The organism is Marasmitruncus massiliensis (assembly GCF_900186535.1).
GTDB lineage: Bacteria > Bacillota > Clostridia > Oscillospirales > Ruminococcaceae > Anaerotruncus > Anaerotruncus massiliensis_A.
The window spans coordinates 178480-200325 of the sequence record NZ_FYDE01000003.1; the positions used below are offsets into that span (position 1 = coordinate 178480).

At 45.6% G+C, this 21846-nt stretch carries 31 protein-coding genes; 15 read left to right on the forward strand and 16 right to left on the reverse strand.

What is annotated here, in order from left to right; translation table 11 throughout:
• Positions 1–9: 9 nt before the first annotated feature.
• From C1A10_RS02060 to C1A10_RS02085, 6 genes are read right to left on the reverse strand one after another with little or no spacing between them, the layout of a single operon-like run.
• Positions 10–591, reverse strand: a complete 582-nt coding sequence (locus tag C1A10_RS02060) for a DUF1788 domain-containing protein (protein WP_101908638.1) — start codon at positions 589–591, stop codon at positions 10–12.
• A gap of 3 nt (positions 592–594) precedes the next feature.
• Positions 595–1197, reverse strand: coding sequence for a DUF1819 family protein (locus C1A10_RS02065; protein ID WP_180950943.1), 603 nt, complete (start codon positions 1195–1197; stop codon positions 595–597).
• A 13-nt stretch (positions 1198–1210) separates the two neighbouring features.
• The gene (locus tag C1A10_RS02070; RefSeq protein WP_101908640.1) at positions 1211–1435 is read right to left on the reverse strand and encodes a helix-turn-helix domain-containing protein; all 225 of its coding nucleotides are present in this window, start codon (positions 1433–1435) and stop codon (positions 1211–1213) included.
• A gap of 18 nt (positions 1436–1453) precedes the next feature.
• The gene (locus tag C1A10_RS02075; protein ID WP_101908641.1) at positions 1454–3253 is read right to left on the reverse strand and encodes an AAA family ATPase; all 1800 of its coding nucleotides are present in this window, start codon (positions 3251–3253) and stop codon (positions 1454–1456) included.
• Positions 3246–3707, reverse strand: coding sequence for an ABC-three component system middle component 2 (locus tag C1A10_RS02080; RefSeq protein WP_101908642.1), 462 nt, complete (start codon positions 3705–3707; stop codon positions 3246–3248). Before C1A10_RS02080 ends, C1A10_RS02075 begins: the two co-directional genes overlap by 8 nt.
• Positions 3700–4701 carry an ABC-three component system protein gene (locus C1A10_RS02085; protein WP_101908643.1) on the reverse strand — a complete coding sequence of 334 codons (1002 nt, stop codon included), beginning with the start codon at positions 4699–4701 and terminating at the stop codon, positions 3700–3702. The genes C1A10_RS02080 and C1A10_RS02085 overlap by 8 nt, the downstream gene beginning before the upstream one ends.
• Before the next feature lie 275 nt (positions 4702–4976).
• Here C1A10_RS02085 and C1A10_RS02090 point away from each other — a divergent pair, with 275 nt between their 5' ends.
• The 10 genes from C1A10_RS02090 to C1A10_RS02125 all read left to right on the forward strand — a co-directional run bounded on the left by C1A10_RS02090 (position 4977) and on the right by C1A10_RS02125 (position 12923).
• Positions 4977–5180 carry a hypothetical protein gene (locus C1A10_RS02090; protein ID WP_101908644.1) on the forward strand — a complete coding sequence of 68 codons (204 nt, stop codon included), beginning with the start codon at positions 4977–4979 and terminating at the stop codon, positions 5178–5180.
• A gap of 239 nt (positions 5181–5419) precedes the next feature.
• A complete protein-coding gene (locus tag C1A10_RS02095; RefSeq protein WP_101908645.1) occupies positions 5420–5887 on the forward strand; it encodes a sigma-70 RNA polymerase sigma factor region 4 domain-containing protein in 468 nt (155 codons plus the stop codon).
• A gap of 553 nt (positions 5888–6440) precedes the next feature.
• Positions 6441–6494 carry a hypothetical protein gene (locus C1A10_RS18910; protein WP_376745147.1) on the forward strand — a complete coding sequence of 18 codons (54 nt, stop codon included), beginning with the start codon at positions 6441–6443 and terminating at the stop codon, positions 6492–6494.
• Positions 6475–6843 carry a type II toxin-antitoxin system PemK/MazF family toxin gene (locus C1A10_RS02100; protein WP_101908646.1) on the forward strand — a complete coding sequence of 123 codons (369 nt, stop codon included), beginning with the start codon at positions 6475–6477 and terminating at the stop codon, positions 6841–6843. The genes C1A10_RS18910 and C1A10_RS02100 overlap by 20 nt, the downstream gene beginning before the upstream one ends.
• Before the next feature lie 19 nt (positions 6844–6862).
• Entirely contained in the window at positions 6863–7018 is a 156-nt protein-coding gene (locus C1A10_RS18310; RefSeq protein ID WP_180950945.1) for a hypothetical protein, read from the forward strand.
• Positions 7019–7084: 66 nt separating this feature from the next.
• Positions 7085–8665 (forward strand): recombinase family protein, encoded by a 1581-nt coding sequence (locus C1A10_RS02105; RefSeq protein WP_101908647.1) that lies wholly within the window; start codon positions 7085–7087, stop codon positions 8663–8665.
• Positions 8666–8669: 4 nt separating this feature from the next.
• Positions 8670–9536 carry a recombinase family protein gene (locus C1A10_RS02110; protein ID WP_101908648.1) on the forward strand — a complete coding sequence of 289 codons (867 nt, stop codon included), beginning with the start codon at positions 8670–8672 and terminating at the stop codon, positions 9534–9536.
• Entirely contained in the window at positions 9529–11184 is a 1656-nt protein-coding gene (locus C1A10_RS02115; protein ID WP_101908649.1) for a recombinase family protein, read from the forward strand. The genes C1A10_RS02110 and C1A10_RS02115 overlap by 8 nt, the downstream gene beginning before the upstream one ends.
• A gap of 82 nt (positions 11185–11266) precedes the next feature.
• On the forward strand, positions 11267–12031 hold the full coding sequence (locus C1A10_RS02120) for a BRO family protein (protein WP_101908650.1): 765 nt from the start codon (positions 11267–11269) through the stop codon (positions 12029–12031).
• Positions 12032–12134: 103 nt separating this feature from the next.
• On the forward strand, positions 12135–12923 hold the full coding sequence (locus C1A10_RS02125; RefSeq protein ID WP_101908651.1) for a DUF1016 N-terminal domain-containing protein: 789 nt from the start codon (positions 12135–12137) through the stop codon (positions 12921–12923).
• A 646-nt stretch (positions 12924–13569) separates the two neighbouring features.
• Here the strand turns inward: C1A10_RS02125 and C1A10_RS18315 are convergent.
• Positions 13570–13743 (reverse strand): hypothetical protein, encoded by a 174-nt coding sequence (locus tag C1A10_RS18315; protein ID WP_180950946.1) that lies wholly within the window; start codon positions 13741–13743, stop codon positions 13570–13572.
• Between the two features lie 112 nt (positions 13744–13855).
• On the opposite strand from C1A10_RS18315, the gene C1A10_RS18185 reads away from it, so the two are divergent.
• Positions 13856–14026 (forward strand): type II toxin-antitoxin system antitoxin, encoded by a 171-nt coding sequence (locus tag C1A10_RS18185; RefSeq protein ID WP_145997680.1) that lies wholly within the window; start codon positions 13856–13858, stop codon positions 14024–14026.
• Between the two features lie 85 nt (positions 14027–14111).
• Positions 14112–14819 carry a DNA alkylation repair protein gene (locus C1A10_RS02135; RefSeq protein WP_101908653.1) on the forward strand — a complete coding sequence of 236 codons (708 nt, stop codon included), beginning with the start codon at positions 14112–14114 and terminating at the stop codon, positions 14817–14819.
• 108 nt (positions 14820–14927) lie between these two features.
• Here the strand turns inward: C1A10_RS02135 and C1A10_RS02140 are convergent, their stop codons facing one another.
• From C1A10_RS02140 to C1A10_RS02165, 5 genes are all read right to left on the reverse strand, one after another.
• Positions 14928–15158, reverse strand: a complete 231-nt coding sequence (locus C1A10_RS02140; RefSeq protein WP_101908654.1) for a hypothetical protein — start codon at positions 15156–15158, stop codon at positions 14928–14930.
• A 210-nt stretch (positions 15159–15368) separates the two neighbouring features.
• Positions 15369–16073: a LiaF transmembrane domain-containing protein gene (locus C1A10_RS02145; protein WP_101908655.1), complete on the reverse strand. Its 705-nt coding sequence runs from the start codon at positions 16071–16073 to the stop codon at positions 15369–15371.
• On the reverse strand, positions 16063–16527 hold the full coding sequence (locus tag C1A10_RS02150) for a LytTR family DNA-binding domain-containing protein (protein ID WP_101908656.1): 465 nt from the start codon (positions 16525–16527) through the stop codon (positions 16063–16065). Before C1A10_RS02150 ends, C1A10_RS02145 begins: the two co-directional genes overlap by 11 nt.
• 206 nt (positions 16528–16733) lie before the next feature.
• Positions 16734–17471 carry a ZIP family metal transporter gene (locus C1A10_RS02155; RefSeq protein ID WP_101908657.1) on the reverse strand — a complete coding sequence of 246 codons (738 nt, stop codon included), beginning with the start codon at positions 17469–17471 and terminating at the stop codon, positions 16734–16736.
• A gap of 235 nt (positions 17472–17706) precedes the next feature.
• The gene (locus C1A10_RS02165) at positions 17707–17898 is read right to left on the reverse strand and encodes a ferredoxin (protein WP_101908659.1); all 192 of its coding nucleotides are present in this window, start codon (positions 17896–17898) and stop codon (positions 17707–17709) included.
• Between the two features lie 127 nt (positions 17899–18025).
• On the opposite strand from C1A10_RS02165, the gene C1A10_RS02170 reads away from it, so the two are divergent.
• A complete protein-coding gene (locus tag C1A10_RS02170; protein WP_101908660.1) occupies positions 18026–18457 on the forward strand; it encodes a putative ABC transporter permease in 432 nt (143 codons plus the stop codon).
• 54 nt (positions 18458–18511) lie between these two features.
• Here C1A10_RS02170 and C1A10_RS02175 read toward each other — a convergent pair whose 3' ends face one another.
• From C1A10_RS02175 to C1A10_RS02180, 3 genes are read right to left on the reverse strand one after another with little or no spacing between them, the layout of a single operon-like run.
• Complete coding sequence (locus C1A10_RS02175; RefSeq protein ID WP_101908661.1) at positions 18512–18724, reverse strand: cold-shock protein; 213 nt, start codon at positions 18722–18724, stop codon at positions 18512–18514.
• 43 nt (positions 18725–18767) lie between these two features.
• Positions 18768–18941 carry a hypothetical protein gene (locus tag C1A10_RS18320; protein ID WP_180950947.1) on the reverse strand — a complete coding sequence of 58 codons (174 nt, stop codon included), beginning with the start codon at positions 18939–18941 and terminating at the stop codon, positions 18768–18770.
• Between the two features lie 16 nt (positions 18942–18957).
• The gene (locus tag C1A10_RS02180) at positions 18958–19194 is read right to left on the reverse strand and encodes a hypothetical protein (protein ID WP_101908662.1); all 237 of its coding nucleotides are present in this window, start codon (positions 19192–19194) and stop codon (positions 18958–18960) included.
• A 174-nt stretch (positions 19195–19368) separates the two neighbouring features.
• Here C1A10_RS02180 and C1A10_RS02185 point away from each other — a divergent pair, with 174 nt between their 5' ends.
• Complete coding sequence (locus tag C1A10_RS02185; protein ID WP_101908663.1) at positions 19369–19737, forward strand: phage holin family protein; 369 nt, start codon at positions 19369–19371, stop codon at positions 19735–19737.
• Positions 19738–19934: 197 nt separating this feature from the next.
• A complete protein-coding gene (locus C1A10_RS02190) occupies positions 19935–20156 on the forward strand; it encodes a helix-turn-helix domain-containing protein (protein ID WP_101908664.1) in 222 nt (73 codons plus the stop codon).
• Positions 20157–20198: 42 nt separating this feature from the next.
• On the opposite strand, the gene putP is transcribed toward C1A10_RS02190, so the two are convergent.
• Positions 20199–21773, reverse strand: coding sequence for a sodium/proline symporter PutP (putP, locus tag C1A10_RS02195; protein ID WP_101908665.1), 1575 nt, complete (start codon positions 21771–21773; stop codon positions 20199–20201).
• Positions 21774–21846 lie beyond the last annotated feature (73 nt).

A 21846-nucleotide genomic window follows, 5' to 3' on the forward strand; every position in this document is an offset into this window, starting at 1 on the left:
CTCCACCCCTTATCTCTCAATGAGCTTGAACGCTCTATAATAATTATCGTCCGTAATCTCCCCGAATAGGCGCAGCTCGTTTGTATAGTTACCTGGGAAGAACATAACGAGCGGATTCTTATCTACCTTGCTGTGCAGATTGTTAAGTATCGTATGAGAGCGGACGATAGGCCACGCTTTCCCGATGCCCGTTAGAAAGATAATATCTTGCTCAGGCTTAAGGTTCTCTACGATTTTCCCAATGATTAAGTCGCCGTCTTCGGTCAGTCGGAGCGTCCGTTTAATCGGGTTAATAATGGCATCACTGCCTTTTGCTTGTTCCATCTGCTTCACCTTGTCAAGGTAATTCTTTGACCTCAACACATCAAGCATAAGGGTGTATAAATCAAAATGCACAATTCTAACATCGTCATTCTTGCCATTTATACGGTTCACCAAGAACTCAATATGGGCGCGCACCGCCATCTCATCCTCGGGGTCATAATCGAATATCCAGAAGTTGACCTCATTCGCAGTTCCACGACCGGTGCGAAAACTCTTTTCAAGTATTTTCGGCTCAATGAGGTCAAGCCGCTTATTCAAATTCATCATGTGCTATACCTCCATGAGCATTGCCTTGATATATACTTTATCCGTTTCGTCAAACAATACACGAAGCGTGTCATCAATGATAGGGCGCTGTATCAATAGAGCATTGCCATTTCTTTTAGCAAGTTTTGCATCACAAAGGGCACTTTTAATTTTGCTACGAACGCTTGCGAGATTACTCACAGACCACTTTGCAACAACTGTGCTGTTCTGTGCCTTACGCTCTATAAAGTCTAAAAAATCTTTATCCGTGATCTCGTCAAAACCCGCTTGAAATCTATCTGCATAGACCTCGTACATATATTCAAAAAGTAACCGATCTGCTTTCATCAGTGCAAGAAACGAAATCAATCTCGCCTCATCATCACGTCCGTGCGCGATAACTTTTAAGAGTGGCTGGTTGATGGTTAGTAGCCGCTTTATCATTCGTAGAGGTACATCCCGGCGACGCTTTTCTTTATCAAGTTGGTATATGTTTTTCTCCATTGACAACCGAACAATCTCATCGGCATTTTTATTCTCGCATAAAAGTAATGCTGTTCTTTTCATCTCGGAAAACATCAGAGGCATATCTTTTATCGAGGAAGTATATTGCAGTTCTTTTGCCATAGCCGCTTCCTCCTTATTCATCTTGATTCTCATCTTCAGAAGTTGCCTTATCAGCCGCTCCGCCGCTACGAATCCATTCGTCTATATCACTGACCTTAAACTTCCATTGCCGCCCGACCTTATGCGCAGGCATATCGCGAAGATTTATCCACTTCAAAATTGTTTCACGGCTTATATCAAGATAGTCGGTTATAAAGTCCATAGAAACCCATTTTTCAACGTTTTGCTTATTGTCCACTTTGGAACCTTCCTTTCATCACCGAGCATCCATTAAAAATCCGTATCTACCTATTGTCTCATCTTTGGTAAAACGGATGATGGTAGTGCCATTTCCATAGTCTATTTCAGGGATGTTGTTTTCTATAATGATTGTCTGTACGTTGCTTTGGTTCTCCGTCATGTACTGGAATAGTGCAGTTTTCATTGAGTCGGAAGCCTGTTCATCCGATGTGAGTTCTTCACAAGGTTCTGTCAGTGACAGTATGGGTGAATCCACGACCAATAAACCAGGCGAATATTTCGCACTCTCTGTCAGGAACGCTGCTAACGCAAGTGCAAAGGCTGTATTGAGAAAAGCACGGTAGCCTTTTCCAAAAGTGCCTTTATCTTTTTCATTGACAAGAACATCGAAGCTGCTTAGCCCTAATCGTGCAGAGCCAAACCCCTCATATTTACACGATCTGAGCACATTTTCGATATGTCTATCAAAAACATCTAAAATAGAGCGGTCAAAGCGGCTTTTGATGCTAAATTCAATTTCTGATTCCTCGTCCTCCATTTCTGCATCAAACAGTTCACTTTTCATGCTGATTTCCAAACTGCTGATAAACGAAAACTCATCGTGGACTTCCATAGCCTTACGGTATTCAGCGAGTGTCTTTTTAAGAATGACCGCCCTGGGCTTCAACTCATTGTTGAGTAATTCCTCGACTGTTTCTTTCTCAGCATTAAGAGAAGCTATTCTACTTTCTATCTCATGGCGCTCGGTAACAAGCTCCGTTTCCGATACACATAAATCCTGAATTTGAAGCTGTATTCTATGGAGTTCAGCATGGGAAGCCTCAATGTATGAAGCCTCGCTGTCTATCTCAATATCGTGATCACAGAACGGACATTTTGCGCTGACAGGATAGTTTGCTTGACGATATTCTCCCTCAACGATAAATGCTAACCGCCTTACATCTGACTTATATTGGCTCTGCAATGCGATATATCTGCCGTAGAGTGTATCGCATTCCGTCAATTGCTCGTTGAGTGCGAATATCTGCCGTAAGATATTCTTGTTTCTGCGAGAAGTATCGGCAATGCGATTTTCAGTTTGACTTATCTCGTCAATAATATCCTCAACTTGAGATTGTAGGTCAATCGAATCGGGCACATCGAAATCATCCAGCGCACCTTTCCGGTCAGCAAAATAAGCAAGCCGGCCTCTTATGTAATCGGCAACAGCAGCTTTCCGGGCAACGCGTATTTTCTTTTCTTCTCGAGGGTCAGCATCAGCAAAGTCCTCACCTGTTATCAAATAGAGTAGAGAGGCAAGCGCTCCAGTAGTCGCAGTGTTTTGATTGGGCAACAGAATAGAAGAGCGCTGGATAATCCTATCTTCCTTTATCAAAAACATATGTAGGAAATACCGCCATGTAAGGGCTTTCTTTTCAAATGTCTTCTTCCATATAACAGAGTGGCGTTCCTCAATCCCTATGAGCTTTAGCCACAGGTCGGTATTGGCATTCAGTTTGCCACTTCTTGTTCCGTATTCACCCGTCTCAACACGCGGGTCGGTGCTGCTAACGCTCAACTTATTGGTATTAAAAAACCGTTCCGCTGTGACAGTGCCTTGCGATGTTTCAACAATCATCTTGACGCAATCATAGCCCTCTTTAGGGTCGATGGGTATGGTACTTCCGCCAAAAATATAGTCGATACATTCAATGATATAGCTTTTTCCCGTATCAGAAGGACCACAAACAATGTTCAATCCTTTACCAAAGGTAATAATAGAAGGTTCTTTACCTTGACCAGTTACTGTCAACTTTTTAATGTAGAATCTATCCATTATAGTTTCCCCCTCTGAGCGAGGATATTGAGTTTCGATTTATCAATCTCAAAATCTCTCTATCGGTTTTATCAGCAAAGCTTTCACGCACAATTGCCGCTAATTCACGGTAACTCTGTGCGTAACTGCTTTCAATTTTACCGCAATAATCGCCTCCACTTTTGCTAAGTGTGTATACAAATCCATCTTGACCCAATTTTACATCTGTAAGTTTTCGAGCTACCAAAGCTTTAAGGGCTTCCTTTACCATCTCTCGGCGCAAAGCAAACTCACTGTACTTAAAACTGTTTACGCCATGCAGGTTTTCAGTAGCAATGTCGAAATCCCCGCTATAAACAGTAATAAAGTCTGATGCGGCAATCAAATCTGCCGTCCACCATTGTAAAGGCGCAGATTCAAGCGTGAGCAACACACGAAGCGAAATTTCAAACGATGTATTAAATATATTATTCATCACGCACCACCCAGCTAATTCTGCCATCATTCGCGAGAATGTGGCAGACACCTTTTTTCTCCTTGTTCCCAATCCATTCTGGCAGCTTACTGAGGGAGCACTTGTTTATCTGAATGGAAGAAACCTGTGTCATTACCTTTAAAAGACGATCATAGCCGCTTTTATAATCTTGTGAGTGTATGTCAAAGATGCCATCATAGGTTTCTTCTTTGAGCAATTCGAACTGGTCAGCATCCGATTCTTTGAACACCTCCCGTGTACCGCGACGAATCGTTTCAGCGGCATAGTATTCCTTTCTTCTTTGCCGCAGGTCATTATTGTATTTCGGATAACCACTTAATGCTGATCGCGATAACTCGGTGACACCCGCTGCTTCGGCATATGCTTCCAATAATTGAGTTATATATGCCAGTTCTTCGTCAGTTGGCTCGTTGGGTACAACCATTTCTTTTGGACGAGGATATTTGGAATAGATTTTATTCAATAATGCTATGTCGTCCGGTGCAATCTCTGTCGCAACCTCCATGTCATATTTGCCAACTGCGGCTTTGTTTGACCTGTTGAGGGCATACAAGTAGACCTCAGACAAGAAACATGAAAGGTCATCTTTATCAACAAGAGATAACAGGTCTTTCTTCTTGTTTGGTGCGATGCTCATATCACCATCAATTAGCCTGCGCAGGCTTTCTTTCATATCTTCAATTTGCGTAGGCTTCAAGTAGGGAACCACCTTTGAGACAAAACTCTCTGGCATAGACTCTATAATCTTTTCAGTTGATGCAAGTGCAATAATGTCCCCATGTACGTCATCTTTGAAGTTAAATAACCTGCTGATTTTTTTAGCACTCGTTGAGTAATCGGGGCTTAATTGCCCATCCAAAGCCTTATCTGTTATTAAGCCCATTAGCAATTCAGCGACAGCCTGATTGCTATCGGGCTTTTGTATTGCGCTTTGCACTATCCTTGCAAATGTCCCAAAACATAAGCTATTCATTAGCTGCCACTCCCTTATCGGAAAATTTGAGGTAAAAACAGGGGAAACACAGGGGAAAGGAATTTTCGGACAACCCTGTTATTCTTATATCAACGGTTAGCGAAGTTTGGCACAGCAATAAACTACAACTAAATCCGAAGATATTTATAATTAAACAATATTATATTGCTCTATTAGATAAATGTCAACATTTATACTATTTATTGAAGTGTAATTACACACTAATCGACTTTAATCGTTGATTAGAATTTGGGACTAAAAAGGAGGGAACTGTGGTGGAAAAAGATATTCGTACAAAACACGGAAAGCTCATTGGCAAGCTTGATGAACTGGCGGGTATTCTCAGCATTAAGGACGGAAACAAGATAACATTCATTGAAATACCGCCGGACGGACTTAATCTTAGCTATACCGCCGGTGATGGAATTACAGAAAAAATCCATATTGAATTTGAAAAGAGTAATCACCAAGTAGCATAGCGTTTACTATATCCAAGTCCGCCAGATTGCTTAGACGACAGCGCGGAGGAACACCCAACCGGGTGAACCTCGCCTGCCGTCTTTTTATTATTTAAAAAGTGCGGTGTGAGGTTCCCATAAAAAGGAGCTGGCACCGTGACTACATATCCATTACACCACATCTTTGTTAATGTACGAGCCCCTCCGCTTCTGACGTTTTGATTCACCATCAAAATTTCAGAAAGACGGAGGAAAGCCTTATGGCATTTAATTACGCAAAGGAAAAACGAGATTTTGACCGTGAATGGTCGAAGCTGCGCGACGAGTACAAAGCCGTGGGCATGACCACAGCGGACATTGAAGAGCTGTATAAATTTGATCTGAACTGGTTTTGCAGCCGCCGCAGATTTATGAACCATACGCAGAGCCTCCCGGCAGAGGTCATTGCCGGAGAGGACAGCCGAGAGCAGTCCTCACTGCTTCGTAAGTTCGCGACTTTTTCTGTCAGCCTTGATGAATCTGCAATGGGCGGCAGATACGGCTGGGTGGAGGAAATTGATAATCCTCGCCTGTTGGACAAGCTTCGAAAGCTCTCATATGAGGACTTGGAGCTACTGACACTGCTCGCTATAGACGGACATACACAGACAGAAATCGCACTTTTCAAAGGCTGTTCACAGAACGCCATTTCAAAAAAATACCTCAGAATTAAAAAAGTTTTGAAATAGGGTTGTAGAAAAGGGCTTCTCGCTGCCTACGCAGTGAGGGGCTCTTTTCTCATTCCCCCACCGCACCTTGAAAACTGAATATCCGATGACCTAAATACGTTAGCTGACGGTTCCGTGACGAGCGGAGCAGCGACCTCGGAGGATGCGCCAAGACCACCTGTGGGTTACAGCAGAAAAAACGAAACCACTATTTCACTTGTTCGTGTTGTTTTCTGCCATACCCATCAAAGACGGCCAAATAAGGTGCAAAGCGTTACCCATCCGACCGTAAAACAGGCTTTGGCAGCCTGTTTCGCAATGATCCCGTCAGCCTACAATGATACTTCTGTCCCGTCCTAAAGTCGAGCGTGAAAAAACCGTCGCAACAAAGGAGGGCAGCCAGCGGAGATCCCGGTGGGGGTGAAAGTCCCATGATGCGGTGTAGCTAACCGCAGTTTAGGTTGTCGCCATTTCGTGCTTGGGGAGTAGTGTCGAATTAAGCACAGAAAAAGTAAGACTTAATGTTAGAAGCAATGGGGATCGCTCTGCCCAAAACAGGGCGATCCCTATTTTTGTGATATTAAGAATATCAAAGGAGGTTACATATCATGCAGAAAGAGAAAACTGATATTTATCGTGGCGAAGTGTACTTTGCTGATTTAAGTCCCGTTATTGGATCAGAGCAAGGAGGTGTTCGTCCGGTATTGGTTTTGCAAAACAATATTGGAAACCGATATAGCCCCACAATTATAGTTGCAGCAATTACGGCTCAGTATAAAAAGCCTCTTCCCACTCATGTGGAAATCCATGGGGTTGACACATTGAGTAAACGCTCCGTAGCTTTGTTAGAACAGATACGAACCATTGACCGTAGCCGGCTTAGGGAGCGTGTGGGCAGGCTTAACAATCAATCCCTTAGCAGAGTTGATGAGGCACTGAAAATCAGCGTCGGGCTTACCCCGGCGCATTTTTTATAACCGAAACGGAGGAATCTTCATGCAGATAGAAAAAATCAGCCAAAACCAGTTTGCAGTGATGGTAGAGATGCTTTTTACTCTGCTTCAAAAGGGTATCATCACCCGAGCGGAGGCGGACAAAACGGCTCAACGCATTGCTTCTCAAAATGAACTCGCATTTATTTATCTTTGGTAGGATTGGGTATAGCTTTTGAACTCTCGTTGTGGTAGTGTTGGTGACTAAGAAAGGAGGCGAAAAACCATGAATACATTGATAACACAGGGCTCCAGTGCTCTGACTCCCGAAAGGGAAATTATACGCATAAAGGCAACCGCAACGGAAATTCACACAAAGCTCCGTGTTGCAGGATATGCCCGTGTCAGCAGTGACTCCGCCGATCAGCTTAACTCTTTTTCTGCCCAGGTCAACTACTACCAAAGGCTGATAGAGAAAAACAGTGGCTGGGAGCTTGCTGAGATTTATGCGGACGAAGCGGTTTCGGGCGTATCCACCGACAAGCGAGATGATTTTAGTAGAATGCTTGCCGATTGTCAAAAGGGCAAAATCGACCGTATCATCACCAAGTCCACCAGCCGCTTCGCACGAAATACGCTGGATGCCATCCGCGTCATTCGAGAGCTGAAGGATATGGGCGTAACGGTTTACTTCGAAAAGGAAAACCTTGATACCGCAACGCTGACCAGTGAAAACCTACTGACCCTATACTCCCTGTTCGCACAAGAAGAATCGCTCAGTATTTCGAAGAACTGCAAAAAAGGCAATCGGATGCGAATGGAAAAAGGTGTCTATGTGTCCTCGAATCCTCCCTACGGTTATCGGCTCATAGAGAATCAGCTTGTAGTCTACGAACCAGAGGTAGAGATTGTCTGCAGGATTTTTACTGAATATCTCGGCGGAAGCAGCATTACACGCATCGCACAGGTATTGATGGAGGATGCAGTCCCGTTTAAAAACGGAAGAATGAAGTGGCGGCATCAAGCCATTTCCAACATTATTAAAAATGAACGTTACGTCGGGGATATGCTCCTGCAAAAGACATATAGCGAAGATGCCTTGCCATACCGCAAATGCAAAAATAAGGGTGAGCTTCCCAAATACTATGTGAGAAACACCCATGAACCCATTGTAGAGCGCATCCAGTATGAGCTGGCAAATATTCTGCTGAAAGAGCGCGGCGAACATATCAACAGCGAATGTGGAGAATATCCACTCAGCCGCAAAATCAGGTGCAAAGAATGCGACACAGCCTACCGCAGAAAGATCACCAATCAAATCCCATATTGGGTGTGCCGCCAGCATGACAACAATAAAGCTGACTGTGGTGGTGAACGTCTCAGAGAAGATACTGTGCATGAAGCATTTGTTAGACTATACAACAAGCTCAAACAGAATTACGCCGGTATCCTTCTGCCAATGCTCTCGGGACTTGAAAAATTGCAGGAGCTAAAAACCAGAAACAATCCCGAGATTAGCACCCTCAACAAACAAATAGCAGAGCTTTCCGAGCAGAATCATGTGATGAATGGACTACTGTCCAAAGGCATCCTTGATTCTGCTCTTTTTATATCCCAAACCGATGAGCTGAACCGCAAAATCCGGTCGCTCAAGGTGGCAAAGGCAAGACTGCTTTCCGAGCAGGAATCAGATGGTGTGCTGGATAAAACAGAGGATTTGGTGGAAATCATGGAAAACGGTCCCGACCGCATCAGCGGGATGGAAACCACACTTTTTCATGAGATGGTGGAGAAAATCATTGCTCACGACACTCAAACCGTAGATTTTATCTTAATAGGCGGCTTGGTGCTGACAGAAAGGTTGTGAAGATATGGCACAAAACAGATATTTACCTTATGGGTACAAAGTTGAAAACGGTAAAATAACCACTCAGCCGCAGGAAGCTGAAATTATCCGCAGGATTTACAGCCGATATGCCGAGGGGCTGTCCTACAAGAAAATCGCAGAGCAGCTCACCGAATCGGGAGTACGGTATATGCCGGATAAACCGCAGTGGAACAAAAACATGGTGGCTCGTATCCTGCAAAATCAGAACTACCTTGGCACAGAGAAATATCCTGCCATCATAGAAAACAGCCTTTCCCATGCGGCGCAGCAGATGGCAAAGCCCTATACCCACACCGAATCGGCAGACATAAAGCTGCTCAAGCCACTGTTTACCTGCGGCATCTGCGGTGCGCAGGTAAAGCGGCGCCTGAAAACCTCCGGTGAGGAACGGTGGTTCTGTCCCAACGATGGAAAGCATATCGCAGTGGCAATGACCGATGAAACACTGCTGGCAGGGATCGAAAAGCTGCAAAATCACCTTACTGCCAACAGGCAGCTTGCAAAAGCTCGGCAGGCTACCCAAGAGCAGGTTGACCTCGGGGTGGTGCGGTTGCAGAATCAAATCGACCTTGCGCTGAACCAGCCAGCCCCCAACCTTGCTGAGCTTCAGCAAAGCATCATGGCACTTGCCTCGCAAAAATATGCCCTCATACAAGACACTCACTGCGATGAAAAGGAACTACAAGCAAAAATCGCACAGCTTTCAGACTCCTTGCTTAACAGCAGACTGCTAAAGGAAATAACGGCACAGATAAATCTTGCACATACAACAGCAACAGCCCTCATACTTAAAAATGGACAGACCATATCGCTTCCCACAGCGGAGAAAGGAGTGCAAAATTATGAGTAACACAGAAAGAGAAATTATCGTCATACCGGCATCGGAAAGCCTATCGCTGCAAGGGCGAAGAAACCGTCAGATGCGTGTGGCATCCTACAGCCGTGTGTCCACGGATTTTGAAGAACAGCTCACCAGCTTCCATGCACAGAAAAGCTATTACACCGACCTCATTATGCGCACTCCCCAATGGACACTGGCGGGAACATATGCAGACGAGGGTATCTCAGGGGCTTCGGCAGAAAAACGCCCCGATTTTATGAAGATGATTCGCCACTGCAAAAAGGGGAAAATCGACCTCATTATTACCAAGTCCATCAGCCGATTTGCAAGAAACACGCTGGACAGTATCGGCTATGTTCGTAAGCTCAAGGCGATGGGTGTGGGCGTTATCTTCGAAAAGGAAAACATCAATACGCTGGAGGAAAACAGCGAAGTGGTGCTCACGATCCTTGCCAGCCTTGCCCAAGAGGAACTCAACTCCCTCTCTCTCAATGTCAAAATGGGCAAACGCATGGCGATGCAGGAGGGTAAGGTGTTTTTCCAATATGAGAAGTGCTATGCCTACAAAAAAGGTGCAGACGGTCAGCCGGAGGTCATCCCCGAGGAAGCTGAGATTATTAAGCGGATTTATACCAGCTACCTTGCAGGCGAAAGCATCGGAGCCATAGCCAAAATCCTTTATGCCGATGGTATCAAATCTCACTCCAAGAGCGGCGAATGGACAGAAAGCACTCTGAGAGGTATCCTCCAAAACGAGCGTTACTGCGGCGATGTACTGCTGCAAAAAACCTATGTTACCGACCCAATCAGTAAAAAGGTAAAGAAAAATAACGGTGAGCTGCCCAAAATCCTGATTAAAAACAATCACCCAGCCATCGTCAGCCGAGAGATCTATGACCGTGCCCAGCAGGAGCGGTCACGGCGCGGCAGTAAGCGCAAGGTGTCCAAGGCAAGCGTTACCGAGCAGAGCAAGTACAGTGCAAAATATGCGCTGAGCGAACTTTTAATCTGCGGAGAATGTCTCACGCCCTACAAACGGACAACATGGACCAAGCGCAACGGCGAAAAACAGATTGTATGGCGCTGCATCAGCCGCCTAGATTACGGCACAAAATACTGCAAAGACTCGGTGACCATAGACGAGAGCAGTCTCCACGAAGCAATCATGCAGGCGATTAACGCCACAAGGGGCAGCCGCCATGAAATGATCCCATATCTTACCGCACAGCTTACCCAAACCTTTCGGGATAACGCCAAGGGCGACGTGGATGTGGATCAAATAGAAAACCGCATCGCAGAGCTAAAGGCGCAGACCATGGAGCTGGTAGCGCAGAGTATTGGCAACAACACCGTGGGCGAAAATGAGGGGCGGCTTCGAGCCATGTCAGACGAAATCAAAGCGCTCTGCGATATGCTGACAGAATATCGGCAATCGTGCAATACGGAAAACACCATTGAAAATCGGCTGGCAGTTATCACGGAAATCCTCGAAAACGAACCGGAGCAAAGTGATATCTACAATGACACCCTCGTCCGCCAGCTCATCGACACCATCAAGGTTATGGGTGAGGATAGGCTGGAAATCATCTTTGAATGTGGACTCAACTATGAGCAAAGCATTTTCCCTAAGGTGAAGAAGCTGAACACAGCCTCATAACAGCAGAAAGCAGAATTTACACAAGGCAGAGCCAAGAAAAATGGCTCTGCCTTTACTTTTGAAAGAAAAGAGGTAAAACTATATGAAACTGCAAATCTTTGAAAATAGCGAATTCGGTAAAATTAGAACTACGGTGGATGACAGTGGGCATATTCTTTTCTGCGGCAGCGATGTGGCAAAGGCGCTGGGCTATCAGGAGCCGCATAAAGCCGTTCACCGTCATACAAAGGGTGGGATGAAACATCCCACCCCTACAGATGGAGGGATGCAGGAGTTGGTATTCATTCCCGAACCAGATGTTTACCGGCTCATCTTCCGCTCCAAGCTTCCATCCGCTGTCGACTTTGAGGCATGGGTGGTGGAAATTGTATTGCCAACTATCCGCAAGCACGGCGCATACATCACACCGGATACTCTGGATCAACTCATGACTAATCCCACTTATGCTGCAAAGCTGTTCCATGAGCTAAAGCAACTGGAAACAAAAATCACTGATATGCAGCCAAAGGCTGAATACTACAATGCCTTGGTAGAAACCAATGTGCTGACCAACATCCGCCAGACTGCTAAGGAACTGCACATCCCTGAAAAGCTGTTTACTTATCTGTTGGTGGAAATGGGCTTTGCCTACCGCACCCCCAAAAGGCTGTTGATGCCCTATGCCTTTATGGTAACCAGCGGTTTTGCGGAGTTGAAGGAATATACGAACGGTAAGCACGGCGGTGTCTATATGCTGTTTACCCCTGTTGGCAGGCTATATCTTTCTAAGAAAATATGCCAGCGGTTAGCAATAAAGCCATCCACAGAGCCGGTACAATCGGAACAGGAACCGAAGAATCCAAACTAAGAACATTCAAGTGAAATTGGTGCTGATAAGCACTGAATCCCCACCGGCAGAACTTCTGCCGGATACATAAAAAAGCTCATACGAGCTGGAAAGGAGAAGCCCCGTGAAAACACTGAAAAATGAAAGCGCGACTTATGTGGAACAGATCGTATCTGCCATTGAAAGCTGTTACGGAAAAAATGCTGAACCCACCAATGCTCAACCCACCAATGCTCAACTGACAGAACTGTACAGCCTGATTGGCAAATGCATCTGTCAGCAAGGTGAAAAAGCATTTGTAGCACATCTGGCAGAACTACTTGCGGAAAAACTACCGCAGCTCGGCGGCTTCTCAATGCGCAACCTTCGTAGAATGCGTGGTTTTTACCAGACTTATGAAAATCAGCCGGAGCTGTTGCACAAGGCACAGGCTCTCGGATGGACACAGAACGCTGTAATTTTAGACTGCTGCAACACAGATGAACAGCGGTCTTTTTATATTAAACTGGCTGCGGAGAAAAAACTCTCCAAGCTGGCTCTTATGAAAGCCATTGCAACAGAAGTCTTTGAAGCGGCAACGCAAGAAACCGTAGCAGAAGAATGCGACCACTGTCACCCCGCTGTAGGCATCGCAACGCAAGAGGAAGCCGTAGACACCAAGGATGTCCTAGAAACGCAGTGTGGGACATTTGTGACAGTCTGTAAGCCGCTCCACCAAGGGGATGCTCCATTAATGGGCGATGGGATAAGCAAAGCGTCTCCTGATAATCTGTTTCGTAAGTTGTTGGCAATTCCAACGGCAATTGAGTTCACACGAAAGATAAGTGTATATTTGAAGCACCCAAGCTTACAAACACAATTATTCAAGCCACCGCATATGGGACAATCGCCTCCACTTGCAGTTATGGCTTAATTGTTTGACTGGAGCATTATATTTTGATATATTGATAGAAATAGGTAGCTTACGCTTTCGTTGGAAAAGGCATTTAAGGAATGAAAGTGAAAGTTCAAATCCCAACTAAAAAATTGAGGATATCTTAATACAGCGGGGCTCGCATTGAAAAGACCGTCGATTTTTGTCGACGGTCTTTTTCGTTTACCTAACTTCTTAAAAACATATTCACGTATAGTCGGCGCTCGAATCATCATACTTTTCACCTCACTAATATACTATTCTTTATTTGTCTAAAATATTCACCTACCTTACACTGAGTATTTTATAAAAATCACCGCATTTTCGACAAAATCCGAAGCAAGTCTATGTTAATCTTAAAGTGTCAGCTATGGCTGTGGATTGAAATAGTGTTAGGTACGTGAAATTGAACACATTACAAACATACGAAAAGGGAACCCGATCAGGTTCCCTTTTCGTATGTCCTATGCGCTTGCATAATGTACATTCGCCAAAAAACAATTTTGTAAATACTACTTATCGATTGCCCACAAACCATTGATATTACTGGGTTTTTCCAAGTCCTATAATTCCACTCGGACCAGACAGGACATAGCTTTCCGCCAAAAGAAGCTATGTTTTTATATGTAAGGGCGTGGATTTGGAATTACTCCTCATCCGCGCCCTTGTCGGTTTCTGCTGATAACCGAATCACTTTGCAGTCCGGTTCAGATGAGGAAATGTAAAGCTCTTCACATTCCCTCTGCACCGCGATCAGGACATTCACCGCCTGCTCCGATGCCCTGAACATCTTAAAATACAGTTCTTTGTAATCTGGCATAAACTCTTCCTCCAGCGGATGCTTTTTGGATATATTTTGTATCTATATCTCACATTATAACATATAAAGGCTTTAAAATAAATACATAATATGTTTATTTTGAGGTGGTTTTATGTCTACCAAAAGCCTTTCCATCAGGATTGACGAGGAGTTGCTAAACAAACTGCATGTTGTGGCAGACTATGAGGGACGTTCAGCAAACAGCCAGATTTTGATTCTCATTCGGAACTGTGTCGATGAATATGAAAAAATACATGGAAAAATAGAACTGAACAGTAAGTAAAAAGGAGATATGCTTTGATTTCAAATGCAGATTCCGTGGCATAATGAAACAGGATGAGTGTTTGTAAACCAAAGGGGGGATTTTCATGGATGTTCAAACAATTTTGAAAGAACTTGAATCATTAGGTACGGAGCGGACGAAAAAAGTATACATGCAGCAGGGTGCGCATGAGCCTCTTTTTGGAGTTGCGACAGGTGCAATGAAGCCGATCGCCAAGAAAATCAGGATCAATCAGGCGCTTGCGGAGGAGCTTTACGCTACCGGTAATTATGACGCCATGTATCTGGCCGGTATGGTTGCTGACCCCAAAGCCATGACCGAAGCGGATTTTGACAGGTGGATGGTAAGCGCTTATTTTTATATGATTTCAGATTTTATCGTGGCTGTGACGCTTGCGGAAACAGAGTATGCGCAGGCTGTTTCGGACAGCTGGATTGCAACCGGCGAAGAATTGTATATGTCCGCCGGATACAGTTGTTATTGCTGGCTGCTGGGCAGCCGCAAGGATGAGGAGTTTGACAGGGAAAAGCTGAACACGATGCTTGAAACGGTAGAGAAAACGATTCACAGCAGCCCTGACCGCGTTAAATACGCCATGAATCATTTCGTTTTGACCGTTGGCGTTTCTTATGTCCCACTGCATGAAAAAGCAGTTTCTGTCGCAAATGCCATTGGTGCCGTAGATGTGTTCAGAGGCAAGACCAAATGCAGCGTCCCTGTGGCGGCTGACGAAATCCAAAAAGCCGCAGCCAAAGGGCGGCTGGGATTCAAGCGCAGAAATGTCAGATGCTAGGTTTCGATTTTTTACGGCGCGATTTCATATGTAAAGTTTTATAGAAGCCCGGGCATACGTTCGTATGAACGATGCCCGGGCTTTTCTTACAAATGTTACGATATCCGTTCAGCTCATTTGAGAGGCGAAATGCGCCATTGCGGCTTTCACTTCCGCCACATATTGCGGCTTGAGCAGTTTTATAAGGGCCGCTTGAGTTTCAGCCATATGTTCACGCGTAAATGTTCCGGCCGCTTGCTGCCTGAAATTTTCCTCCATCATCTCTTTTGCGGTATTTTTGTGTTCATCCTGTATGCGCTCCATCAGGAAATTGAAGAATTGTTCCTGTCCCGGGTTCACATCAAAACCTCCTTTGAAACTATGGCCGTTTTATCCAATCGCAAAAAGTGGACCGCCATACTATAGTTTTTACTGTATAGCATGTTATCATTCAAGTACACCCCTTGCCGGCCATGAAAAAGTTGCTTTCGCGTGACCATGGCCCAAACATGCGGATAGATGTATAGAGATGTTTTCCCGCCCACGGCTTGCTCATGGGCGGGATTTTGCTTAAATATAATGGATTTCCACGGCGCCCAGCTGCACATTGCCCGTCAGCGTCAGCGTGGGCGCATTTTCAGGGGGAGTGGCAAACCTGACGTCATTCTCAACCGAGCCAAGGCCTGTGTGGATTTTGTTCGTTACAGACCAATGCTTGGGAATATACAATTTGATTGCACCCAGATTGCAGTCAAGATAGATTTCCGCGCCTTCTGGGTCGAGCTGGACCTGATCAAAAAACAATTCCAGCGCGCCGAAGGAAACCACAAACTGCCCGTTTTTCAGCCGGTCGGCATGCAGATACTTGCTGGTTGCCCCGAAGTTTACCTTGGCAGACGGGTTATTGTCATCAACGGTTTCAACCGTCTGGTGAAACTGCTCTTTGTCATGATACCAATGTGCCGTCCCGTGCGGATGCTTATGGAAAAGAAAGCTGAAACCCATGCCTGCAAACAGCGCGGCAGTGATCAGAAGCCATAAAGAGATCTCGATTAAGCCAAGGGGCTTGCGATAGATAACGTAAAGAAATGCCAACGATAAAAATATCCCGAAGAAATTCAGATTAGCCAAACTTTGGATCAGGAGCGCCGCCAGCAAGACGGTCGCAAGGATACTCATTACCCCAATCTGAACAAATGCGTTTGTCTGGCTGGCAATGACAAAGACCGCCGACAGAATAAAGAAAATTCCCCAAAACCAATTCCTAGTTTTCATAAGTACTCCTTTCATTGATCCGCTGCCGCAATTCCTGAAAGTAATATCGCGACGCGTAAACCTGCTTATGGCTGTTAACAAACTGGACCAGACTTGATGCGGTGAGATTACGTGTGATGGAATACACTTTGGTTACATTGACGATCGTTGATTTTGCCGCCCGCACAAAATACCTTGGAAGAATTTGCTCCAGCTCATACAGGCGGTATTTAATAAGATAGGCATCATTGGCGGTATGCGCATAGATATGGTCACCTTCGGTTTCGAAAAACAGAATATCAGTCAGCGGAAAATAAAATTCCTGATTTTCTTTATAGAAAACAATCTTCGCTCCCGACTGCGACTGTTCCAGAATATACTGGTGAATTTTTTGAATGGCATCATCTACCCGTCTGCACCGGATCAGCACTTCATCCTCCGCTAAATCATTGACCAGTTCGATGCTTATCTTCACCGGATCACCTCCTAAGCCCTGAGAACATTATAGCGGGTTTTGGGATGCTGGGAAAGGGCGATTTGTTATCTGGTCGTATAATTCCGGTAACAGGTGAATCCCGGGGCGCCATCCATTCCCATCATGCAATAAAACAGCAAAATGCGGTGCCGGAAGATCCCGACGCCGCATTTTGCTGATGAGCATTGACTTATGGGAATGAGGAGCTAAACTTTTAGTTGCACCGAAATTATGATGCCTGAGATCATACCGAGAATGCTTCCAAGCGAGCCGAATCTGCCGCTGTACATCCGCTTTGACTCCGGCAGCATATCCGCGAAAATCACATATAACATCGCGCCGCCGGCAATGGCAAGGCACATTGCGATCATTACTTTTGAAGATCTGCCTGCCCAGGCGCCCGCCATAGCGCCGAACCCCATCGGTAAGCCGGAGAGGAAGGTCAGGAAAAAAGCAAATCGTCTGCTTGTTCCGCCGGCGCGTAACGGAACTGCGATAGAGGCCCCTTCAGGAATGTCATGCAGCATAATAGCAATTGCCAGAGAAAGCCCGAGAGAGGCTCTTGCTTCATAGCCGGACCCGACCGCAAGCCCTTCCGGAAAATTATGTAAAGCGATCCCCAGCGCAATGGCGAGGCCGGTATGTTTGACGCTGCTGATGGATTTTGGAGACTGGCAGGTATCCATCCATAAATCAGACAAAACCATGATGGCTACTCCGAAAATCAGCCCGAATATAACGCATGGGAGAGACGAAAATTCGAAAGCGCTCGGCAGGAGGTCGAAGCAGACAATTGCAACCATCAGCCCCGCGGAATATTCCAAAATGAAACTGTTGATTCGCCGGTTATTTTTCGGAACAAAACAGCCAAAAAACCCTCCGGCTGCGGTGCCCACTGTTCCGGCGATAAAACCGTAAATTGTTACGGTCCACAGATCGGACATTATAATCACACCCCTGTGCAGATAAGAGAGTATATGCGCGCCCGGCCTGCAATATGAAGCGCAGAATTCCACTGCCTGTTGAAAACATGGTGGAAAACGTGGAAAATCACAAAATACATGTTGAAAACAAAAACAGCCTCTATATATTGGGATGGATCAAAATCGGGTTTCAGAAGCAAGGAAAATCAGACAGAAAAGAAGTAAAAAAGCCGCTTATACAAGCGGTTTTTTTACATTAAGATTCTACAGAAATAACAGATACGGGACAGCTTTCCTGCGCAGCAATTGCACCGTTTTCTGCCTCTGTGGGGACTGGGTTCTGGTGAACGTCCGCCAGATCATCTGTGCCCATGTGAAATACCTCGGGGCAGATCTCAATGCATAATCCACAAGAGATGCAGCCGCTTCGATCAATGTGTGCTTTCATATCAAACTTCCTTTCAAACTATGCGATCAGCATGATCATTCTGAGAAAATTAATCTACCAAGAAATTTATAGAATTATTTTCACATATAATTTCTTATCTTAATTGATTGAGAATTGGTGGTGCGAAATGAAGTCTATTTTTCGACAGCTGACAAAATACTGCTATCTTTTTCTGTTTGGCGGCCTTGCGTATTATCTCATTGAAGTTCTTTGGCGCGGACATTCTCATATGGCAATGGCGGTTGTGGGAGGACTGTGTTTTGTATTGATTGGGCTGATCAATGAAAGCCTTTTGCACAGGGGCATGCCATTGGTTTCGCAGATGACAATTGCGGCAGGAATCATTACATTTGTGGAACTTGTTGCCGGCCTGATTCTCAACCGGTGGCTCGGGCTTGCAATCTGGGATTACAGCAACCTGCCGCTGAATCTTTTGGGGCAGATATGCCCACAGTTTTTCGGTGTGTGGTGGATGCTGTCGCTGATTGGAATTACATTGGATGATTACATACGGTATTGGTTTTTTAAAGAGGAAAAACCTGAGTATCGGTTCTTTTAATACGAATAAGCAAAAGCCGCTCCTGCCGGGGCGGTTTTTGCTTGCTGAGCGGAATTATTGGATGATTGTTACACGGGTAGCTCTGAGTTTTCCGTTCCTGGGATCAGTTTCCATTTCAAAGGAAACCCGCTGCCCCTCGTTCAGTGTTTTGTAGCCTTGTGAAACAATATCGGAAAAGTGGACGAACGCGTCCTCGCCGCCGCTGTCGTCCGAAATAAACCCAAATCCTTTTTCCGCATTGAACCATTTTACTGTGCCGGTACTCATCTTTAAATCACCTCCGTATTTATTATAGCTTCTTTAAAAAAATTCAGTCATCGCCGCGCAATAAATTTTCCGCATAATCACACAGGCTTTCAAACGTCTGAACACTGTCGGAACGGGTACTGATATGTTCTCGGACATAGTCGGGAAGGGAATCAAAATATTGCTTTGCCTGCCGATTGCTGTTCAGGAGAGCGTACATATCCGCATATTTTTCCATAAAATCACCTCTTTGGTCAGGAATTGGAAGCTTTACCTTTTGGAACATCACAATTGGAAAAATCGGTAATCGGTTCGCCGGCTTTCGTTTGCGCAATGTCATAAAGTGCCCCGTAAGATTCCGCTTCATCCTCAGTATAGGGGTTAGACGGCATCAGACCGGTGCAGTCCATGCTGGATGCGACATTTTTTTGATGCAGAAAGTCTTCATTGTCCAACGGAATTCCATATTTATCAGTTTTTCTTTTATCCATAATAAACTCTCCTTTGCTTTCATAAAAGTAGTTTAACCACTCATCAGATTTTTAATAATGAAGTTTTTGGGGATTCTTTTGCATGTTAAAATTTGAGAATGTATAAAAGGCATGTTTTCAATAAAAATACTCATGAGCAAATAACTACAATTTGAATAAAAGGAGAATTGATTCATGGAACATCGCTTTTCGGAGCAAGGATCTGCTCCAAAGGAATTTTTACGTTGGCTGGGAAGGATGGTAGTCATTGCAATTGTCTTGGCTGTTGTCTCCTTCCTCACACCGGGTTTTTCAATCAGAGGCTTGTGGTCCTTCCTGATTGCGGCGGTCGTCATCAGTATTTTGGATTATCTGGTTGAAAGATTTATGAAAGTGGATGCGTCCCCATTTGGCAAAGGGTTGAAAGGATTTCTCATTTCGGCCGTCATCATTTATCTGACGCAGTTTTTTGTTCCCAATATGTCGGTATCCATTTTTGGCGCCGTACTGGGAGCGCTGGTTATCGGAATTCTGGACGCGGTTTTCCCGAGCAGGGTTATGTAAGACCAAGAATTTTCTTGAAAAATGGGCACAGGAAGGAAGTAACAACTCCTTTCTGCGCCCATTTATATTCCTTTTTACTTCCTGTATCATGTCTCTTTGGATTGCGCTTTTTCCGGGGGATTCTTTATAAAAATTTTTAGGTCAATTTCACCCTATTGATAATAGGTCAATTTGCCATAATAATTATGGTGATGAAAATGAGCCGCTTGAGGGAACTCCGAAGGGAAAAGGGTTTTACACAGATTAAGATACAAATGCTTACCGGTATTGACCAGAGCGATTATTCGAAGATCGAAAACGGCAGCCGGTACATGACGTTTGAACAGTGCAAAAAGCTCGCATTTGCATTGGAGACCAGTATGGATTATTTAGCCGGGCTTACCAACGAGAAAAACCCTTATCCAAGAAGCGATCAATAAATATGCGGGCGCCCAGTGGGCGCCCGCATGCTTTATATCTTGTTAAGCCTGATCCCGATAGGTTTTGGCGTACCGGAATTCCGTAACAATCTCCTGTGAGGGTTTTTCAGTGGAAAGGGAAACGAGGATGATTGCGATGCACGAAAGCACAAAAGCGGGGAACAGTTCGTAAATGCCAAACACGCCGCCCATCGGTTTCAGCAGCAGCTTCCAGACAAACACCATAATGCCGCCGGTCAGCATACCGGCTACGGCGCCTTTGTGGTTAATTCTCTCCCAGAACAGGGAGAACAGCAGAACCGGCCCAAAAGTGGCTCCAAAACCTGCCCAGGCAAAAGAAACAATGGTGAAGATCACGCTGTTTTCGTTCCAGGCGATCACCATCCCCAGCAGCGCAATGGCAATCAGCACAATGCGGGAGACCCGCATGACCTGTTTATCGGAAGCGTCCTTTTTGAGAATCCCCTCATAAATGTTTTTGGAAAAAGCGGATGCGGCAATCAGCAGGTAAGAATCGGAGGAGCTGATGGTTGCAGCAAGGATACCGGCCATAACGATGCCTGCAAGCAAGGGAGGCAGCAGCGACTGGGAAAGGGAAATGAATACATTCTCCGCGTGGCTCGCCGTAAGAAGCGCCTGATCCGCCGGAAATACGGCTCTGCCGATGATACCGACCGCGACTGCCGTAAACAGCGAAATGAAACACCAGGTAGTAGCGATCCGGCGAGACTGCCGGAGCTCATCCACTCTGCGGATCGCCATAAAGCGCAGCAAAACCTGCGGCATGCCGAAATAACCAAGCCCCCACGAAAGGGTGGAAATGATGGTGAGAAAGCCGTATTTCCCGGCATTCCCGAACAACGGCGCGCCGTTGGCAATCTGCTGAACGCCATTTGCGTCGACCTGGGGGACCGCGATTGAAGTCAATGAGAAATAACCGGGGATAGATTTGGCGTTTTCAATCACTGCGGCGGCACCTCCCGCGGCGGAAGTGCCGGCGATGACTACGGTGACCAGCGCGAAAATCATGACGACTGCCTGCATAAAATCGGACGCGCTTTCAGCGAGGAACCCACCCAGAAAGGTGTAGAAGATCACGAACAGGGCGCCCGCGATCATCATCGAATGATAGGAAAATCCGAACAGCGTTCCGAACAGTTTTCCGCAGGTTACAAAGCAGCTCGCTGCGTAAACGGTAAAAAAAACTAAAATAAACAGTGCCGAAATTGTCATGAGCACTTTTTTCTTCTCGTGGAAACGGTTGCTGAAAAATTCAGGAATAGTGATCGAGTCGCCGCAGACCGTGGAATACTGGCGTAACCGTTTTGCCACCAAAAGCCAGTTGATATAGGTGCCGACGCCAAGCCCGATCGCTGTCCAGGCCGCGTCGGAGATGCCGCACCAGTAAGCGACGCCGGGCAGGCCCATCAAAAGCCAGCCGCTCATATCGGAAGCTTCCGCGCTCATCGCGGCTACCCATGGGTTCAGCGACCGCCCGCCCAGAAAATAGTTCTCACTGCTGGCCTGCGCCCGCTTGGCAAAAAAGATTCCGATTCCGATCACAATCAGCATATAACTGGTCATGGCAATGAAGATTTGCAGCGTTCCGGATGCCATTCAATCAACCCCTCAAACACATTTATTTTTCTATAGTAATATAAAAAAGCGTGAAAGTAAAGGCTTGGCCGCG

Coding starts and splice junctions, on each gene's coding strand:
- C1A10_RS02060 (WP_101908638.1), bottom strand. CDS start 591: ATGATGAATTTGAATAAGCGGCTTGACCTCATTGAGCCGAAAATACTT.
- C1A10_RS02065 (WP_180950943.1), bottom strand. CDS start 1,197: ATGGCAAAAGAACTGCAATATACTTCCTCGATAAAAGATATGCCTCTG.
- C1A10_RS02075 (WP_101908641.1), bottom strand. CDS start 3,253: ATGGATAGATTCTACATTAAAAAGTTGACAGTAACTGGTCAAGGTAAA.
- C1A10_RS02080 (WP_101908642.1), bottom strand. CDS start 3,707: ATGAATAATATATTTAATACATCGTTTGAAATTTCGCTTCGTGTGTTG.
- C1A10_RS02085 (WP_101908643.1), bottom strand. CDS start 4,701: ATGAATAGCTTATGTTTTGGGACATTTGCAAGGATAGTGCAAAGCGCA.
- C1A10_RS02095 (WP_101908645.1), top strand. CDS start 5,420: ATGGCATTTAATTACGCAAAGGAAAAACGAGATTTTGACCGTGAATGG.
- C1A10_RS02100 (WP_101908646.1), top strand. CDS start 6,475: ATGCAGAAAGAGAAAACTGATATTTATCGTGGCGAAGTGTACTTTGCT.
- C1A10_RS18310 (WP_180950945.1), top strand. CDS start 6,863: ATGCAGATAGAAAAAATCAGCCAAAACCAGTTTGCAGTGATGGTAGAG.
- C1A10_RS02105 (WP_101908647.1), top strand. CDS start 7,085: ATGAATACATTGATAACACAGGGCTCCAGTGCTCTGACTCCCGAAAGG.
- C1A10_RS02110 (WP_101908648.1), top strand. CDS start 8,670: ATGGCACAAAACAGATATTTACCTTATGGGTACAAAGTTGAAAACGGT.
- C1A10_RS02115 (WP_101908649.1), top strand. CDS start 9,529: ATGAGTAACACAGAAAGAGAAATTATCGTCATACCGGCATCGGAAAGC.
- C1A10_RS02120 (WP_101908650.1), top strand. CDS start 11,267: ATGAAACTGCAAATCTTTGAAAATAGCGAATTCGGTAAAATTAGAACT.
- C1A10_RS18315 (WP_180950946.1), bottom strand. CDS start 13,743: ATGCCAGATTACAAAGAACTGTATTTTAAGATGTTCAGGGCATCGGAG.
- C1A10_RS18185 (WP_145997680.1), top strand. CDS start 13,856: ATGTCTACCAAAAGCCTTTCCATCAGGATTGACGAGGAGTTGCTAAAC.
- C1A10_RS02135 (WP_101908653.1), top strand. CDS start 14,112: ATGGATGTTCAAACAATTTTGAAAGAACTTGAATCATTAGGTACGGAG.
- C1A10_RS02145 (WP_101908655.1), bottom strand. CDS start 16,073: ATGAAAACTAGGAATTGGTTTTGGGGAATTTTCTTTATTCTGTCGGCG.
- C1A10_RS02155 (WP_101908657.1), bottom strand. CDS start 17,471: ATGTCCGATCTGTGGACCGTAACAATTTACGGTTTTATCGCCGGAACA.
- C1A10_RS02165 (WP_101908659.1), bottom strand. CDS start 17,898: ATGAAAGCACACATTGATCGAAGCGGCTGCATCTCTTGTGGATTATGC.
- C1A10_RS02170 (WP_101908660.1), top strand. CDS start 18,026: ATGAAGTCTATTTTTCGACAGCTGACAAAATACTGCTATCTTTTTCTG.
- C1A10_RS02175 (WP_101908661.1), bottom strand. CDS start 18,724: ATGAGTACCGGCACAGTAAAATGGTTCAATGCGGAAAAAGGATTTGGG.
- C1A10_RS18320 (WP_180950947.1), bottom strand. CDS start 18,941: ATGGAAAAATATGCGGATATGTACGCTCTCCTGAACAGCAATCGGCAG.
- C1A10_RS02180 (WP_101908662.1), bottom strand. CDS start 19,194: ATGGATAAAAGAAAAACTGATAAATATGGAATTCCGTTGGACAATGAA.
- C1A10_RS02185 (WP_101908663.1), top strand. CDS start 19,369: ATGGAACATCGCTTTTCGGAGCAAGGATCTGCTCCAAAGGAATTTTTA.
- C1A10_RS02190 (WP_101908664.1), top strand. CDS start 19,935: ATGAGCCGCTTGAGGGAACTCCGAAGGGAAAAGGGTTTTACACAGATT.
- putP (WP_101908665.1), bottom strand. CDS start 21,773: ATGGCATCCGGAACGCTGCAAATCTTCATTGCCATGACCAGTTATATG.